Source organism: Microbacterium karelineae, assembly GCF_009745985.1.
In the GTDB taxonomy this organism is placed as follows: domain Bacteria; phylum Actinomycetota; class Actinomycetes; order Actinomycetales; family Microbacteriaceae; genus Microbacterium; species Microbacterium karelineae.
The window spans coordinates 545443-560627 of record NZ_WFIX01000190.1 but is presented as its reverse complement, the minus strand read 5'-3'; the positions used below and the strand labels follow the sequence as shown (position 1 = coordinate 560627).

Genomic DNA, 15185 nt, shown 5'->3' with positions numbered 1-15185 from the left:
CGATGTCCCCTCGGCGACCTCTGTTTCCGAGATGTTCGGGGGGACATCGATGCATACCCATCCCACATCCGGCGTGCCCGCACGTCGGTCCGCACGCCTCCTCGCCGTCGGCGCGGCGACCGCGCTCGTCGCCGGCCTGCTCGGCGCGACCGCGTCGTTCACGACGAACGACGCCGCGCAGGCCGCCTATGCGCAGGGCGGATCCGGCGCGTACGTCGGCGCGATCGACTGGATCGAGTGGGGTGAGAGCGGAGAGGGGATCGTCGACGGCACGACCACGACGAGCACGCGCGACATCGCCGGTCAGGAGCTCGCGACGACCTGCACGATCACGGACGTCGTCGGCCAGGTCGCGGCCTACCGCTCCGGAGACTATCGCGGCGACTCGCTCGACGATCTGTACAACATCGGCGGCGCGGGCACGAGCAACGAGATGGTCTACGGCCTCGTGAATCGGGCCAACGGCGCAACGGTGAGTTTCCACTTCTCGTGCGAGACGACGCTGAACGGAGAGCTCGTGCCGCTCGGCGGGCTCGTCGTGGCCGACGCCGAGTCGAGCAACCGCAGCCAGGGCGAGTACGTCCAGGCACGACCTGACGAGGCCGATACGACGTGGCGCGTCATCGAACGGGCCCGCACGTGCGACACGAACGTGCTCGCGGATCTCGCGGCCGACCGGACGCTGCGTCTGCACCCGGACGCCGAGCAGTGCTCGTCCCGGCAGAGCACCGGGTCCGGCCCGATGGCGATCGGCTTCATGGACGGCGCGACGGGCGCCGCGGTGCAGGTCAAGGGCGGCGGCAAGAGCGCCGTCGCGCTCGGCGTCGTGCTGGAGGCCGACTTCGGCGACGCCCCCGAGAGCTACGGCTCCGCCGGAGCGCTGTTCGAGCGCGCCTGGGAGGGCGGCGAGGTCCCGCAGGGATCCACGAACGTCTCGGCCGAATCGTTCGCGCTCGCGACGCAGGGCCAGCCCCGCACGCGTCTGGGCGCTCTGACCGACTCCGACAACGGCCACCAGCACTCCGACGACGCGCTGGGCGATGACCGGAACGGGCTCGCCGACGAGGATGCGATCGCGCCGCTCGGCGAGGTCGCGGTCACCCCCGGCCAGACGCACGTCGTCGAGGACATCGCGTGCACGGGGCCGGGCTTCGTCGCAGGCTGGATCGACTGGAATCGCGACGGCGCATTCGGCGACGACGAGCGATCCGCCGCCGTGGAGTGCCCGCAGAGCGGATCCGTCGACCTCGCCTGGGCGGTGCCGATGGACGCCGCGGACGGCGAGAGCTTCCTGCGCCTGCGCATCGCGCGCGATGAGGCCGATGTCGCGTCGCCTGTCGGCATGACGACGTCCGGTGAGGTCGAGGACCACGCCCTGACGCTCGCGCTGCCGCACCTCGCGATCGAGAAGACCTCCGACGCGACGGCCGACACGCGCCCCGGCGACACCGTGCGCTACACCGTCACGGCGCGGAACACGGGCGCCACCGACTACACGGCCGACTACCCCGCTGTCGTGTTCGACGATCTGTCGGGCGTGCTCGACGACGCCGAATACGGCGACGACGCGACGGCCGACCGCGACGGAGAGCTGTCATACGCGGAGCCGCTGCTGTCCTGGACCGGCGCTCTCGCCGCCGGCGATGCGGTCGAGATCTCCTACACGACGACCGTCGCCGCCGGAGGAGACGGCACCGCGCGCAACGTCGCGTGGGAGCCGAACGACCCCGAGGACCCGACCCCGCCGTCCTGCGACCCCGCCGAGGGCGGCGCGGATCCCGACACGGGCCAGCCCTGCGCCGCGACCGAGCACCTGCTGCCGAAGCTCGAGATCGTGAAGACGGCCCTCACCGAGCGGCTGACGGCCGTGGGAGAGACGGCCGAGTACCGCATCGAGGTGACGAACGTCGGCCCCGGTGACTTCACGGAAGCCGCGCCGGCGCGCATGACGGACGACCTCGTCGACGTGCTCGACGACGCGACGTTCGGCACCGCGAGCTCCGACCGCGATCCGCAGCCGGTCTTCGACGGCGAGCGCTTCCTCACGTGGGAAGGCGCCCTCGCCAGCGACGCCGCGGTCGTGATCGACTACTCCGTCACCTACGACGGCACGGGCGATCACCTGCTCCGCAACACGGCGTGCGTGCCCGAAGACGACGCACTGTCCGCGGACGCCGCGTGCGACGACGCGACGGTCCCCGCCGCCGCGCTCACGCAGTGGAAGACCGTCGAGGCGAGCGATGCCCCCGTCGTCGCCGGCACGGAGCTGCGCTACACCCTCCACTTCGAGAACACCGGCGCCGCCGACGCGACCGTCGACGCGATCGACGACCTCAGCGGCGTCCTCGACGACGCCGATGTGACCGTCGACCCGACCACGACGACCGACTCGCTCATCGTCGGCGCCATCGAGGACGGCCGGTTCTCGATCACGGGATCCGTTCCCGCCGGCGAGACGGCCACGGTGACCTACACCGCGACGGTGCGCGATGTCGCCGAGCGTGGCGACAGCCGCGCCGACAACTTCCTCCTCGCCCCGGGCGAGGAACCGCCCGCCGCGTGCGTCGACTCGGATCAGTGCACGACGACGCCGATGCCGATCATCTCGGGCGCGAAGACGGCCGACCCCTCCTCGGGCGAGACCGTCGTCGCCGGCCAGGAGGTCACGTACACGCTCGAGTTCCGCAACGACGGAACCGGCACCGGCGATGTCGATTACACCGACGAGCTCGCCGGCGTGCTCGACGACGCGCAGCTCGCCGGGGATCCCTCCTCGGAGGACCTGACGGCGAGCCTCGACGAGACGACGCTGCGGGTGACGGGCTCGCTCGAGTCGGGCCAGACCGCGACCGTCACCTACACGGTCATCGTCGGCGACGACGGCGCGCGCGGCGACGACCGCCTCGCGAACGTCCTGTTCCCGTCCAGCACGACGGATCCGTCCTGCGATGACGACGCCGTGTCCTGCACGACGCACCCCGTCCCCGAACTGTCGCAGTGGAAGACCGTCGATGCCGGCGGTGACCCCGTCGTCGCGGGCACGGAGCTGAGCTACACGCTCCACTTCGAGAACACCGGGACGGCGCCGGCGACCGTCGACGCGGTCGACCACCTCGTCCACGTGCTCGACGACGCCGACGTGACGTCCGAGCCGACGAGCGACACTCTGACGGTGGTCCGCGACGGCGCCGCGATCGCGATCACGGGATCCGTCGAGCCGGGCGAGACGGCCAGCGTCACCTACGTCGTGACGGTGCGGGCCGACGGGGAGCGCGGCGACGACATCGCCGCGAACTTCCTGCTCCCGAACGATCCCGCAGACCCGCCGGCGCCGCCGACGGATCCGTCCTGCCAGCCGGAGGACGCGGAGCGCGCCGACTGCACGCTCACGCCCATCGGGCGGATCGTCGCCGAGAAGTCGTCGGATCCTGAGTCCGGGACGGTCGTGGACGACGGGCAGCGCGTCACGTACACGCTCACCTTCCGCAACGACGGCGAGGCGGCCGCGCCGCTGGCGTGGACCGATGACCTGTCGGGCGTGCTCGACGACGCGACGTTCGCCGACGGCCCCGTCGCGGAGGGCGTGGACGCGAACCGGGACGGCGACACGCTCGAGGTCACGGGAACGCTGGAGGCGGGCGCGATCGGCACCGTGACCTACTCGGTCGACGTGCGCTCGTATGACGAGCAGGGCGATCACCTGCTCGGCAACTTCCTCACCCGCGCGGGCGAGGAGCCGCCGGCCGTCTGCGACCCCGACGGCCGCCTGTGCACGGAGCACCCGATTCCCGAGCCGACACCCGAGCCCACGCCCGAGCCCACGCCGGAACCGACCCCGGAACCCACGCCCGAGCCGACGCCCGAGCCCACACCGGTCCCCACGCCGGAGCCGACGCCCGAGCCGACGCCCGAACCCACACCGGTCCCCACGCCGGAACCCACGCCCGAGCCGACGCCGGTCCCGACGCCCGAGCCGACACCGGATTCGACGCCCCAGCCGAGTCCCGACCCCACGCCGGCCCCGGCACCGGAGCCGACCCCGTCCGAATCGCCCGATGGCGATGACGACCTCGCGGCGACGGGTGGCAGCCCGGCGGCCGGTGTGGTGACGGCCGCGCTGCTGGCCTCCCTCCTCGGCGGCGGGCTCCTCCTGGCGTCCCGCCGACGCGAGCGCGACGCCCGCTGAGGTCCGGCGCACCGCAGCGGCCCGTCACCCCATCCGGAGTGACGGGCCGCTGTCATCGGCGGGCTCACGGCGTCGGCCGCACCCCGCGCGCCCTACGCTGGTGTCATGTCGTCGCTTGCTCGCATCACCGTGTTCACCGGATCGGCCCCCGGGGCGGATCCGTCGTATCGCGCGGCCGCCGAGGCCGTCGGATCCGTCCTCGCCGCTGAGGGCATCGGCGTCGTCTACGGTGGCGGCAACGTCGGCCTCATGGGCACCGTCGCGACCGCCGCGAGCGACGCCGGCGGCGAGGTCATCGGCGTCATCCCGAAGGTGCTCGTCGACAAGGAGATCGCACACCACGAGCTGACGCGCCTCGAGGTCGTCGACGACATGCATCAGCGCAAGATGCGCATGGCCGAGCTCGGCGACGCGTTCGTCGCCCTGCCGGGCGGCGTCGGCACGCTCGAGGAGTTCTTCGAGGTGTGGACGTGGCTGCAGCTCGGCATCCACGCGAAGCCGATCGCCCTGTACGACGTCGGCGGCTTCTGGGATCCGATGCTCGCGATGCTCGACAGGATCGTCCAGGAGGGCTTCATCAGCGAGCAGTTCCGCGACGCGCTCATCGTCGTATCGGATCCCCGCCAGCTCCTCGACGAGCTGCGGTCATGGGAGGCGCCCGTCCCCAAGTGGTCGCAGCCCGCCAGCAGCGCGTAACCCGGCACGCCCGCGGACCGATCCGGCCGATGTCGGCGGTCTGGGCTATCAATGAACGGTGCCGATCGACATCTACGCGCCCGTCATCCACGGTATCGGCGTGCGCGATCGCCAGGACTTCGTCGAGAACGACGTGTCGGCGATCGCCGACCACCTGAACGCGTCCGACACGGGCTGGCGGCGCGACGCGTGCCCCGCCGGCTGCGACGGGTTCGAGCCGGGGCACGCGCACCTCCGCGACGCCGGCGGCCGGCACCTCGTCGTGGACCCCCTCACCTGGTTCACCGAGATCCGCGAGCCGTCGAGATGGCGGGCCGCCTGGTGGTTCCTCCGCGCGCTGTTCGTGCTGTGCGCCGTGCACCTGCTCGTGAACGGCCAGGTGCTCGTGGATGCCCCGACGCTCCGCGGCCTGCCGCCGTACCTCTGGCGCGCGCTGCGCGCCATGGCGTGGATCCTCGTGATCGGGCTCCTCGCCGTCGTGCTCGCGCTCCCGCTCACCCTCGCGGTCGCCGGCGTCCCGCGGGTGCGCGAGCTCGCGACCGACGCGCTCGGATGGACGAGCGACCCCGAGACCCGGTTCGGCGTCATCGAGCGAGTGACGAGCCGCGTGCTCGACACGGACGCGCGGCACGCCGTGCTCGTGGGCCACTCGCAGGGCGCCGCGATCGCGGCCAACGCGGCGCACGTGCTCGATCCCGAGACGACGACGCTCGTGACCGTGGGCACGGGCCAGGCCCTGCTCGCGCCGATCCGGGCCTCGCTCGACGTGCCGTGGTCGTCGATCCTCGCCCTCGTCGGGGCGATCATCGTCTACGTCGGCTCGGTCGTCGCGATCATGCGCACCCTCCTGCTCGGAGCCGCGGGGCTCCTCGTCGCGATCGTCGCATCGCTCGCGCGCCTGGTGAGCGCCGCGTGGGCGCTCGCGACGGATCCGGCCTCCGCCGCCGACCACGCGGCGGCGGCGTGGCAGGGCATCGCGGATGCCGCCGCCGCGATCGTGTTCTCCCCCGACGTGGTCATCCTGCTCGCGTGCCTTCCGCTCGTGGCCCTCACGGTCGTCGTCTACGCCCGCACCTTCGCACCCGCGGTGCAGGGGGTGCGCGAGCTGTGCCGCCCGAACGTCCCCGGCGTCGACATGTGCGCCCGCTTCGATCCCGTCTGCCACCCGTTCACCGTGCTCGGATCGCCGGCTCGCGTCGCGAAGATCGCGCAATCGGCCTCGCTGATCGACCACGCCCTCTACTTCGCCAATGAGGTCGAGGTGCTCACCGAGATCGATCGCCAGATCACGGGCGCGGGTTCGGACCGCACGGCGGATCCCGTCGCCGCCGGCGCACGCCGCTCCGCGCGCCGACTCATGCGCCGCGTCCGAGTCGCGCGGGCGGCCGTGGCGCTCGCGGCCGCGACGGCGGCGGCGCTGCTCGTGCCCGGCATCTGGGCCGCGACGGGCGCCGCGATCCTCGCCTACGCGGCCATGACAGCGGCGAAGCACGCGCTGTGGAAGGCGCGGCAGCGGCGGTTCGCGGCGCGCCGGCGCCTCAGCCCGCCGTGAACCGCGCGGTGACGTCGGCGATGAGCGGGCGCGCGATCACGACGAGGAACGCAACCCACACCACCTGGCACAGCCACAGCACGGCCTCGGTCGTGAAGAACACGACGGCGACCGCGACGATCAGCAGGGCGAGCTCGCCGAGCGTCACGATCCACCGCCGCCCGAGATAGTAGACGGCGAGGCGCGCCGTGTCGCGCCAGCGGAACGAGAAGAACGTCGCGATGACGAGCGCGTTCACGCCCCACAGCAGCACGATGACGCCGATGCCGATCAGCACACCCGCGTAGCCCCCGGGGATCCCACCGGCGCCCACGGCCACGATGCCGCCCGCGACGATGGCGAGCACCGCCATCGGCGGCGTCCAGGCCCGCAGCGCATCGGCCCAGCCCAGCCGGAGCCCGCGCAGGAACGAGCGGGCAGGGGCCGGCGACAGGCCATCGGCGCGGGACCGATCGTTCAGCGCGTACATGCCGGCCGACAGGGCGGGTGCGAGGAGGATCGCGCAGAGCGGTACGAGGGGGACGTTCCCGACGCTCCGGGCGAGGAAGAACAGGAGAACGCCCGTCGGGAACGTGCCCGCGCACAGCAGCGCGCCGACGACGAGATGCCAGTAGATGAAGAGGGCCGCCCGCGCGAGCACGCCGGATCCGAACTCGCGACCGCGCGCCTGGCTCATGCCGCTCATCCTACGATCCGCTCCGCCCGAGGATCCGCCGATCGTCGACCCAGGCGGGCGTCTCGTCTGCGACGAGCGACAGCTCGAACAGGGAGACGCCGTGGCGGCCGAGGCTCGCGTCGAGGCGCACGCGGCCGCCCGTCACAGGCAGCGCCGCGTGCGAGCGCACGGGCTCGGCCGCCTCGCGCAGGGCCTCCTCCTGGCGCCTGCTCGGGCTCGCGGGCCGCCCCATCTCACCCCACGCGGCGAACGCGTTGCCGCGCGCGACGTCCACCTCGGCGCGGGCGAGGAACGCCGAGCCGGGGATGCCCGCGGAGCCGAGCGGGATCGACAGGCTCAGCTCGTGCCGTTCCGGCTCCTCGGGGTCGTCCGAGCCCCCGACGGGCTGCCAGGCGAGCACGGCGACGCGGCCGTCGGGGTGCCGCGTGACGAGGTGATCATCACCGCGCGCGAGCACCTCGCCGCCCATGCGCGCCATGAACGCGTAGAGGTGGAAGGTCGGCTTCGGGATCTGGCGGTGCGTGAGCAGGCCGAAGCCCCCGTGGAAGATCGACATCGGCACGCCCACCTCCTCGAAGGTGTCGCTCACCGTCCAGTACGAGAACGAGCTCACGTGATCCCCGCCGGCCGCGAGCACCGGCGCGAGCGCCGCCGCGTTGTACGCCGTGTCGTGCACGGGGTTGTCGGGCCGATAGCTCGTATTGAACTCGGTCACATGCATCGGCCGGCCCGCGAGCGCCGTGCCTGCGAGGATCTCGGTCGGCCGCGCGAACTGCCGCAGCAGGTCGGAGCCGCGCCGCATCGACTGGTAGACGCCGAAGGGCACGTGCTGCGCGGGGTTCGACGCATAGGCATGGAACGACAGGAAGTCGGCGGGCAGGTCGCGGCGCGCGACGAAGTCGGCGAACGGCAGCCACCAGTCGTCGGCGCCCGGCGAGAGCGCGGGGCCTCCCACCTCGAGACCCGCATCGACGTCCTTCACCGCAAGGACCGTCGCCTCGTACAGGCGGAGATACGCCTCGCGGTCGGCGCCCACCCAGAACTGCTCGAGGTTCGGCTCGTTCCACACCTCGATCGGCCACGTGCGCACGAGCTCGATGCCGTAGCGATCGATCAGGTGCCGCAGCAGGGCCGACACGAGGCGCGCCCACTCGGCGTGGTCGGCGGGCGGCGTGATGTTCCCGCGCCACCAGAACACCGTCTCCTCGCCCGAGGCGAGCGCGGCGGGCATGAAGCCGAGCTCGAGGAACGGATCGAGCCCCGCCTCGAGGAGCGCGTCGATCACCTGGTCGACGTATGCGAACCCGTATCGCGTGCCCGCGTGGCCGTCGACGTCGTACAGTCGATGCACGCCCATGTCGTCGGACAGCAGGCCGTGCCCGCGGATCCGCCGGAAGCCGATCTCCCGCTGCGCGACGGCGAGCGCGTCGCGGACGTCGGCGCGCAGCGCGAGGTTCATGCGTCCGGATCCGACGCACGAGCGCCACGCGTCGGACAGGGATCCGATCGGCTCGGACGGGATGACGTTGGGTGCGGGCACGCTTCCTCCTCGGGGCGCGGATGGGCGCCGGGGCGGGATGGATTCCCGCCCCCGGCGATGTCGTATGCGGCGCGCGGGCGCCGCGACTCAGGAGGCCGCGGCCTCGTTGATCGTCTCGACGAAGCCGTCCATGCCGGCGGCGCGGAGCTCCCCGACGTATGCGTCCCACTCGTCGAGGGACCGGGCGCCCGTGATGAATCGCGCGGTCGCCGTCATGACGAGGTCCTCCAGGTTCGTCTGGGTGATCGCGATCTCCTCGCGCTGCATATCGTCGAGCACGATCGCGGGACCGTTCTCGGCGACCTCCTTCCGCGCGTTCATCTCCTCGCGGAACGCCGCCACCTCGTCGTCGACCATCGAGTTGACGAGCTCGGCCGTCGAGCCGTGGGCGAGCGACCAGACGCCGTTGTAGTAGCCGAAGTCGGTGTTGAGCAGCTGCGGGTCATCGCCCGCATCCGGGTTCGTGCCGTTCCAGTCGATGCCCTCGAGGAGCGCTCGCTCGCCGCCGTCGACCGTGTAGGTCTCGCCCTCGACACCCCACTGCGCGAACTCGAGCCCCGAGTCGCCGTAGTACTGCCAGTCGACGTACTGCAGGAGCGCCTTGAAGTACGGCTTGTCGGCCGCGCTCGCGGCGATCGCGATGCCCGACTCGAATCGGCCGCCCGTCGTGGCATCCATCGTGTCGCCCGCGGGTCCACCCGGCACGACGATGTTCCGGACGACCGCGTCATCGTTGCCCGTCTCGGCGAGGCCCTGCCGATAGGTCGTGATCTCCTGCGAGTTCGAGCCGATCGCCGCGGCCTTGCCCGTCGTGAACTTCGCCTTGGCCGAGTCGTCGTCCTGCGTCGCGCCCTCGGGGTCGAGCAGACCGTCCTCGACGAGGCCGTGGAAGTAGGTGACGAGATCGCGGTAGCCGTCCTGCGCCCCGGTGTACTCGTACTCGGATCCGTTCCAGGTCACGCCGTCGCCGAAGCCCCATCCGGCCTCGGTGCCGAAGCTGCCCGCCGCCGCCTGCATCGTGCCCTCGATCGGGCCGTTGATGCTCCACCGCTCCGTGTACGGGTACTGGAGGTCGGGGAACTCCTCCTTGATCACCTCGAGCTGCTCGGCGAACTCGTCCCATGTCTTCGGATCCTCGAGCCCCGCCTGCTCCCACAGATCGGCGCGGATCGCGATCGTGTAGTCGGGCTTCGCCTGCTCGAGCAGGCCCGGGAGGACGAAGAAGTCGCCGTTCGCATCGCGCGTGCGGTCGAGGTCCTCCCGCAGCCCCCACTTCTCGATCTTGTCCTGGAAGTTCGGCATGTGGTCGAGGTAGTCGGACACGGGCAGCAGCGCACCGCCCGCCGTGAGGTTCTGCACATCGGCGACGTACGTCGACGGGATGAGGTCGGCTGCCTCGCCCGAGCTGATGAGGAGGGCGCGCTTCTGCTGCCAGTCGGCGAGGGGAATCGACTGGACGTCGAACGACACGCCGTTGTCGGCGGCGAGGTGCTCGATGATCGACCAGCTCTTGCTGAACGGGTAGTTCGGGTGGTCGCGGTAGGCGAGGCCGAACGTGACGGGCTCGGTCGCGACGAACGTGTCGCCGACGCCGAAGTCCTCCATGGCGCCGACAGAGCGGTCCTCGTCGACGGTCCCATCGCCGTCGGGGGCGGCGTCGCCCCCCGAGCAGCCGCTCAGGCCGAGCGCGAGCACGGCGGCGGTGCCGACGGCGAGGGTTCGGGTTCGAATGGTCATGCTTCCTCCGGTGATGCGGGAACGTCGCTGTTCACGACAGGGGTGGGGCGGGCGTCAGCCCTTGACCGAGCCGAGCATGACGCCCGACACGAAGTACTTCTGGATGAAGGGGTAGAGGCAGACGATGGGCAGGACGGTGAGGATCGTCGTGACGGCCTTGATGTTCGCGCCGATCTGCACGGCGCTGTCGGAGAGGCCCTCGCCCGTGCCGCTCGCGCCGGCGATGATGTTGCGCAGGAACACGGTGACGGGATACAGGCTCGGTTCGTCCATGAACAGGAACGCCGGGAACCACGAGTTCCAGAACGCGACCGCGTAGAACAGCACCATGGTCGCGATCACCGCCTTGCTGAGGGGCAGCACGATGCGGAAGAGGATCCCGTAGGTCGACAGCCCGTCGATCGCCGCCGCCTCCTCGAGCTCGGCGGGGAAGTTCTCGAAGAACGACTTCATGATGAGCAGATTGAAGACGTTGATCGCCTGCGGCAGGACGATCGCCCACATCGTGTTCTTGAACCCGAGGCCCGTGATGAGCATGTAGTTCGGGATCAGGCCACCCGAGAAGAACATCGTGAAGAGGGCCAGCCCGATGAGGAATGCTCGCCCCTTGAGGTGCTTCTTCGACAGCACGTACGCGAACGTCGTCGTGAGGGCCATCGCGATGACGGTGGCGACGACCGTGTAGACGATGGTGTTGCGATAGTTGAGCCAGAACATCTCCTGCTCGACGACGCTCAGGAGCGTCGTCGTGTTGAACCCGACGGGCCAGACGAACACCTCGCCCGCGCTGATCGCCGCCTCGGCGCTGAAGGCGCGGGCCGCGAGGTTGAGGAACGGGTAGAGCGTGAGCGCGCCGACGAGGACGAGGACCCCGAAGTTGGCGATCGTGAATGCGCGGTAGCCGGGAGTGGATCGGATCTGACGCGTCGATGTGCGGACGCCCGCGACGTCGAGCGGTGCGGATGAGGTCGTGTTCACCACAGGGAGCTCCCGCTGAGTCGGCGCGAGACGAGGTTGGCGCCCAGCACGAGCACGAGGCCGATGAGCGCCTCGAACAGGCCGATCGCCGTCGCGTAGCTGGGCTGGCCCGAGGTGAGGCCGATGCGGTAGACGTATGTCGAGATCACGTCGGCCGTCGGGTAGGTCAGGGGGTTGTAGAGCAGGAAGATCTTCTCGAAGCCCACGGCCATGAACTGGCCGATGTTGAGCACGAGGAGGACCATCATGGTCGGCTGGATGCCCGGCAGGGTCACATGCCACGTCTGCTGCCAGCGGTTCGCGCCGTCGATCCTCGACGCCTCGTACAGCTGGTCGTCGATCGTCGTGAGGGCGGCGAGGTAGAGGATCGTTCCCCAGCCGACGGTCTGCCAGGCCTCGGAGACGACGTACACGGCGCGGAACCAGTCGGCTTCCTGCATGAACGAGATGGGGCTGCCGCCCATCGCCTTCACCATCGCGTTGATGCTGCCGTCGAGCGAGGTGAGTTCGAAGACGAAGCTCGCGACGATGACGATCGACATGAAGTGCGGCAGGTAGCTGACCGTCTGAACCAGCTTCTTGAACCATCGGATCCGCACCTCGTTGAGGAGCAGCGCGAGCACGATGGGCAGCGGGAAGACGATGATCAGGGCGAGCGCGCCGATGATGATCGTGTTGCCGAACACCTCCCAGAACTTCGCATCCGCGAGGAACCGCTCGAAGTACGCGAAGCCGACCCACTGCTCGCCGAAGATCGACCCGCCGGGGACGTAGCGCCGGAAGGCGATAACGTTTCCGACCATCGGCACGTACTTGAACAGCAGCAGGAACGCGACGGGCAGCGCCGCGAGCGTGTAGAGCCGCCACTCGCGCCGGAGCGCCGACTTCCAGCTCCCTGAGCGATGTCTCGGCGAGCGCCTGCGACGGTCGTCGGTGCGCAGCACCTCCGTCGCGGTGACTGTCCTCAGTGACATCCATCCTCCTGATGCCCGCACGGCTCCGTGGCGGGTTCGGTGCGGTCAGACGAAAGTTTCGCCCCAGTTTTCCGCGGTCATTTCCTTGACATTAGGGGCATGGTGCGCCACAGTCAATCCCTGCCGGACAAGTAGTTTCGCAACACTTCCGAAAGCCGCTGATGGTCCCGGCAGCGCACACGCACGGAAAGGCGCGCCCATGCCGTCCCCCTCTCCCACCCCGCTCCCCCGCCTCGAACGCCGCGGCACCTCCGCCCGCCTCATCGTCGACGAGCGTCCTCTCCTCATCCGCGGCGGCGAGCTCGGCAACTCCGCCGCGCACCGCGCCTACCTCGCCGGTCGCTGGGAGGAGCTGGAGCGCCTCGGCCTCAACGCGGTCGTCGCCCCCGCCTACTGGGAGCTCGTCGAGCCCACCGAGGGCGCATTCGACTGGTCGACGGTCGACGAGCTGATCGAGGACGCAGCGGCGCACGGGATGCGCGTCGTCCTGCTGTGGTTCGGCACCTGGAAGAACAGCATGTCCTGCTACGCACCCGAGTGGGTGAAGACCGACACGGCGCGGTTTCCGCGCGGCCGCGACGCGCAGGGACGGCCCCTCGAGATCCTCACGCCCTTCGGCGACGAGAGCCGCGACGCCGACGCGCGCGCCTTCGCGGCGCTCATGGCGCACCTGCGCGAGCACGACACCGACCGCACCGTCGTGATGGTGCAGGTCGAGAATGAGATCGGGATGATCCGCGAGGCGCGCGAGCACAGCGATCTGGCCGAACGTGCGTTCGCCTCCGCCGTTCCCGACGCCCTCCTCGCTCGACTCGCCGAGGAACCGGCCTCGCTCCAGCCTTCGCTGCGTGCGCGCTGGGAGGCGGCCGGCGCCCGCACGGCCGGCACGTGGACCGAGGTGTTCGGCGCGGGCGCCGAGACCGACGAGATCTTCATGGCCTGGGCCTACGCGCGCTATGTCGAGGGCGTCGCCGCTGCCGGCCGGGTCGAGCTCGATCTGCCCCTCTATGCGAACGCGGCGCTCATCCGCCCCGGCAGCGCACCGGGCCAGTACCCGAGCGCGGGTCCGCTGCCGCACCTCTCCGATGTCTGGCGCGCCGGGGCGCCCTCGCTCGACTTCCTCGCCCCCGACATCTACTTCCCGAACTTCGCCGAGTGGGCCACCCGCTACGTCGACAGCGGCCATCCCCTCTTCGTGCCGGAGGCGCTGCGCAGCATCGACGCCGCGGCGAACGCCCTCTATGCCTTCGGCGCTCACGGCGCGATCGGCTTCTCCGCGTTCGGGATCGAGCAGATCGACGATCGCGCAGGCGAGCTGCTCTCGGCGAGCTATGACGCGATCCGCCAGCTGTCACCGCTGATCTCCGAGCACGTCGGGGGCGCGTCGATGATCGGACTCCTCCCGCCGGAGGGCGGCCACCGCCCGCCCCACCGCGTGCGTCTCGGCGACCTCGAGCTCAGCGCGACGTACGAGCACGAGGTGTCTCCGGGCCTCGCCGACGGCGTCATCAACGAGGCAGACGACCGCGCAGCGGATCGAGCCCGCCTCCCCGCCGCCGCGATCGTGATCCGCACGGGCGACGACGAGTTCGTGATCGCGGGGATCGGCGTCACCATCACCTTCGCCGGCGCGGATCCGTCGCCGGACGTGATCGGGATCCTGCGCTGCGATGAGGGCGGCTTCGACGACGCCGGCGACTGGCGCACGCGGCGGCGGCTCAACGGCGACGAGACGCATCAGGGCCGTCACGTGCGCCTCGTGCCAGGCGCCGTGACGATCCAGCGGGTGGCGCTGTACCGCTACCGCTGAGGCGGCGCCGTGGTGCTGCCGCGCTCGATGAGCTCGGTCGACAGCTCGATGCGGGGGTGCGCCGACGCATCCTCGCGCGCCATGTCGCTCAGCAGGCGCACCGCCTGATCCGCCATCTGGGCGAGGGGCTGGCGCACCGAGGTGAGCGGCGGCGACAGGTACCCGCAGAGCACCGTGTCGTCGAAGCCGATCACGGAGAGATCCTCGGGCACGCGCAGCCCGCGCTCGTGAGCCGCGTGATACACGCCCATCGCCTCGAGATCGCTCGAGGCGACGATCGCGGTCGGCGGATCCGCGAGGTCGAGCAGGCGGCGGCCCGAATCCTCGCCGCTCCTGATCATGAAATCGCCCTCGCACACGAGCTCGGGATCGACGGCGATCCCCGCGCGGCGCAGGGCCGCACTGTAGCCCTCGAGCCGATCCTGGGAGACCTGCACCTGCGCCTCGCCGCCGATGAATCCGATGCGCCTGTGGCCGAGGTCGAGCAGGTGCCGGGTCGCGTCGCGCATCCCGGCCCAGTTCGTCGCACCGACCTCCGCCTCGTCGCTGCCCCCCGAGCCGGCGGAGTCGAGGCGCACGATCGGCACCCTGGCCGCCGTCAGCCGCTCGAAGCCGCCCGTCACCCGGCTCGTCGCGATGATGACGCCCGAGGCCTTGTGCGCCAGTGCGGCGTCGACCCACCCGTCGACGGTGAACGTCTCGCGGAGCGAGCTCGTCACGACGAGCGACCTGCCGTAGCGGGCGGCGGCCTCCTCGGCGCCGCGCACGATCTCGATCGCCCACAGGGTTCCGACGCCGCCGATGAGCAGCTCGATGATCCCATGCCGCTCGTTTCCACCGAGGCCGACCCGCGCGTGGTAGCCGAGCTCGCGCATCGCCTCGAGCACGCGCTGGCGCGTCCCCTCGGCGACGTCGGAGCGCCCGGAGATGGCCTTGGAGACCGTGGGAACGGAGACGTCCGCCGCACGGGCGACGTCGGCGAGGGTGGGTCGCGATGCGGCCATGACGGATCCTCTCGTGAATCGATGCGCCGCGG

Annotated in this window: 10 protein-coding genes; 4 read left to right on the top strand and 6 right to left on the bottom strand. The window is 71.0% G+C overall.

What is annotated here, in order from left to right:
- Nucleotides 1–49: 49 nt before the first annotated feature.
- The 3 genes from GB932_RS15745 (at nucleotide 50) to GB932_RS15735 (ending at nucleotide 6434) form a co-directional block, all read left to right on the top strand.
- Nucleotides 50–4186, top strand: coding sequence for a CshA/CshB family fibrillar adhesin-related protein (locus GB932_RS15745; protein ID WP_156761619.1), 4137 nt, complete (start codon nucleotides 50–52; stop codon nucleotides 4184–4186).
- A gap of 105 nt (nucleotides 4187–4291) precedes the next feature.
- Nucleotides 4292–4882, top strand: a complete 591-nt coding sequence (locus GB932_RS15740) for an LOG family protein (RefSeq protein WP_156761618.1) — start codon at nucleotides 4292–4294, stop codon at nucleotides 4880–4882.
- A gap of 58 nt (nucleotides 4883–4940) precedes the next feature.
- Nucleotides 4941–6434, top strand: coding sequence for a hypothetical protein (locus GB932_RS15735; RefSeq protein ID WP_156761617.1), 1494 nt, complete (start codon nucleotides 4941–4943; stop codon nucleotides 6432–6434).
- Here GB932_RS15735 and GB932_RS15730 read toward each other — a convergent pair.
- The 5 genes from GB932_RS15730 to GB932_RS15710 form a co-directional block, all read right to left on the bottom strand.
- Nucleotides 6421–7110 carry a glycosyltransferase gene (locus tag GB932_RS15730; protein WP_231916250.1) on the bottom strand — a complete coding sequence of 230 codons (690 nt, stop codon included), beginning with the start codon at nucleotides 7108–7110 and terminating at the stop codon, nucleotides 6421–6423. The two genes, GB932_RS15735 and GB932_RS15730, sit on opposite strands and share 14 nt — an antisense overlap.
- A 10-nt stretch (nucleotides 7111–7120) precedes the next feature.
- On the bottom strand, nucleotides 7121–8650 hold the full coding sequence (locus tag GB932_RS15725) for a GH39 family glycosyl hydrolase (RefSeq protein ID WP_156761615.1): 1530 nt from the start codon (nucleotides 8648–8650) through the stop codon (nucleotides 7121–7123).
- An 87-nt stretch (nucleotides 8651–8737) separates the two neighbouring features.
- Nucleotides 8738–10387 (bottom strand): extracellular solute-binding protein, encoded by a 1650-nt coding sequence (locus tag GB932_RS15720; protein ID WP_156761614.1) that lies wholly within the window; start codon nucleotides 10385–10387, stop codon nucleotides 8738–8740.
- 54 nt (nucleotides 10388–10441) lie between these two features.
- Nucleotides 10442–11368, bottom strand: coding sequence for a carbohydrate ABC transporter permease (locus GB932_RS15715; RefSeq protein WP_438616720.1), 927 nt, complete (start codon nucleotides 11366–11368; stop codon nucleotides 10442–10444).
- A complete protein-coding gene (locus tag GB932_RS15710; protein ID WP_156761613.1) occupies nucleotides 11362–12339 on the bottom strand; it encodes an ABC transporter permease in 978 nt (325 codons plus the stop codon). Before GB932_RS15710 ends, GB932_RS15715 begins: the two co-directional genes overlap by 7 nt.
- 199 nt (nucleotides 12340–12538) lie before the next feature.
- Between GB932_RS15710 and GB932_RS15705 the strand changes: the two genes are divergently transcribed.
- Complete coding sequence (locus tag GB932_RS15705; RefSeq protein ID WP_156761612.1) at nucleotides 12539–14149, top strand: GH35 family beta-galactosidase; 1611 nt, start codon at nucleotides 12539–12541, stop codon at nucleotides 14147–14149.
- Here GB932_RS15705 and GB932_RS15700 read toward each other — a convergent pair.
- Entirely contained in the window at nucleotides 14140–15153 is a 1014-nt protein-coding gene (locus GB932_RS15700) for a LacI family DNA-binding transcriptional regulator (protein WP_156761611.1), read from the bottom strand. The two genes, GB932_RS15705 and GB932_RS15700, sit on opposite strands and share 10 nt — an antisense overlap.
- Between the last annotated feature and the right edge of the window lie 32 nt (nucleotides 15154–15185).

Coding starts and splice junctions, on each gene's coding strand:
- GB932_RS15700 (WP_156761611.1), bottom strand. CDS start 15,153: ATGGCCGCATCGCGACCCACCCTCGCCGACGTCGCCCGTGCGGCGGAC.
- GB932_RS15730 (WP_231916250.1), bottom strand. CDS start 7,110: ATGAGCCAGGCGCGCGGTCGCGAGTTCGGATCCGGCGTGCTCGCGCGG.
- GB932_RS15710 (WP_156761613.1), bottom strand. CDS start 12,339: ATGTCACTGAGGACAGTCACCGCGACGGAGGTGCTGCGCACCGACGAC.
- GB932_RS15705 (WP_156761612.1), top strand. CDS start 12,539: ATGCCGTCCCCCTCTCCCACCCCGCTCCCCCGCCTCGAACGCCGCGGC.
- GB932_RS15745 (WP_156761619.1), top strand. CDS start 50: ATGCATACCCATCCCACATCCGGCGTGCCCGCACGTCGGTCCGCACGC.
- GB932_RS15720 (WP_156761614.1), bottom strand. CDS start 10,387: ATGACCATTCGAACCCGAACCCTCGCCGTCGGCACCGCCGCCGTGCTC.
- GB932_RS15740 (WP_156761618.1), top strand. CDS start 4,292: ATGTCGTCGCTTGCTCGCATCACCGTGTTCACCGGATCGGCCCCCGGG.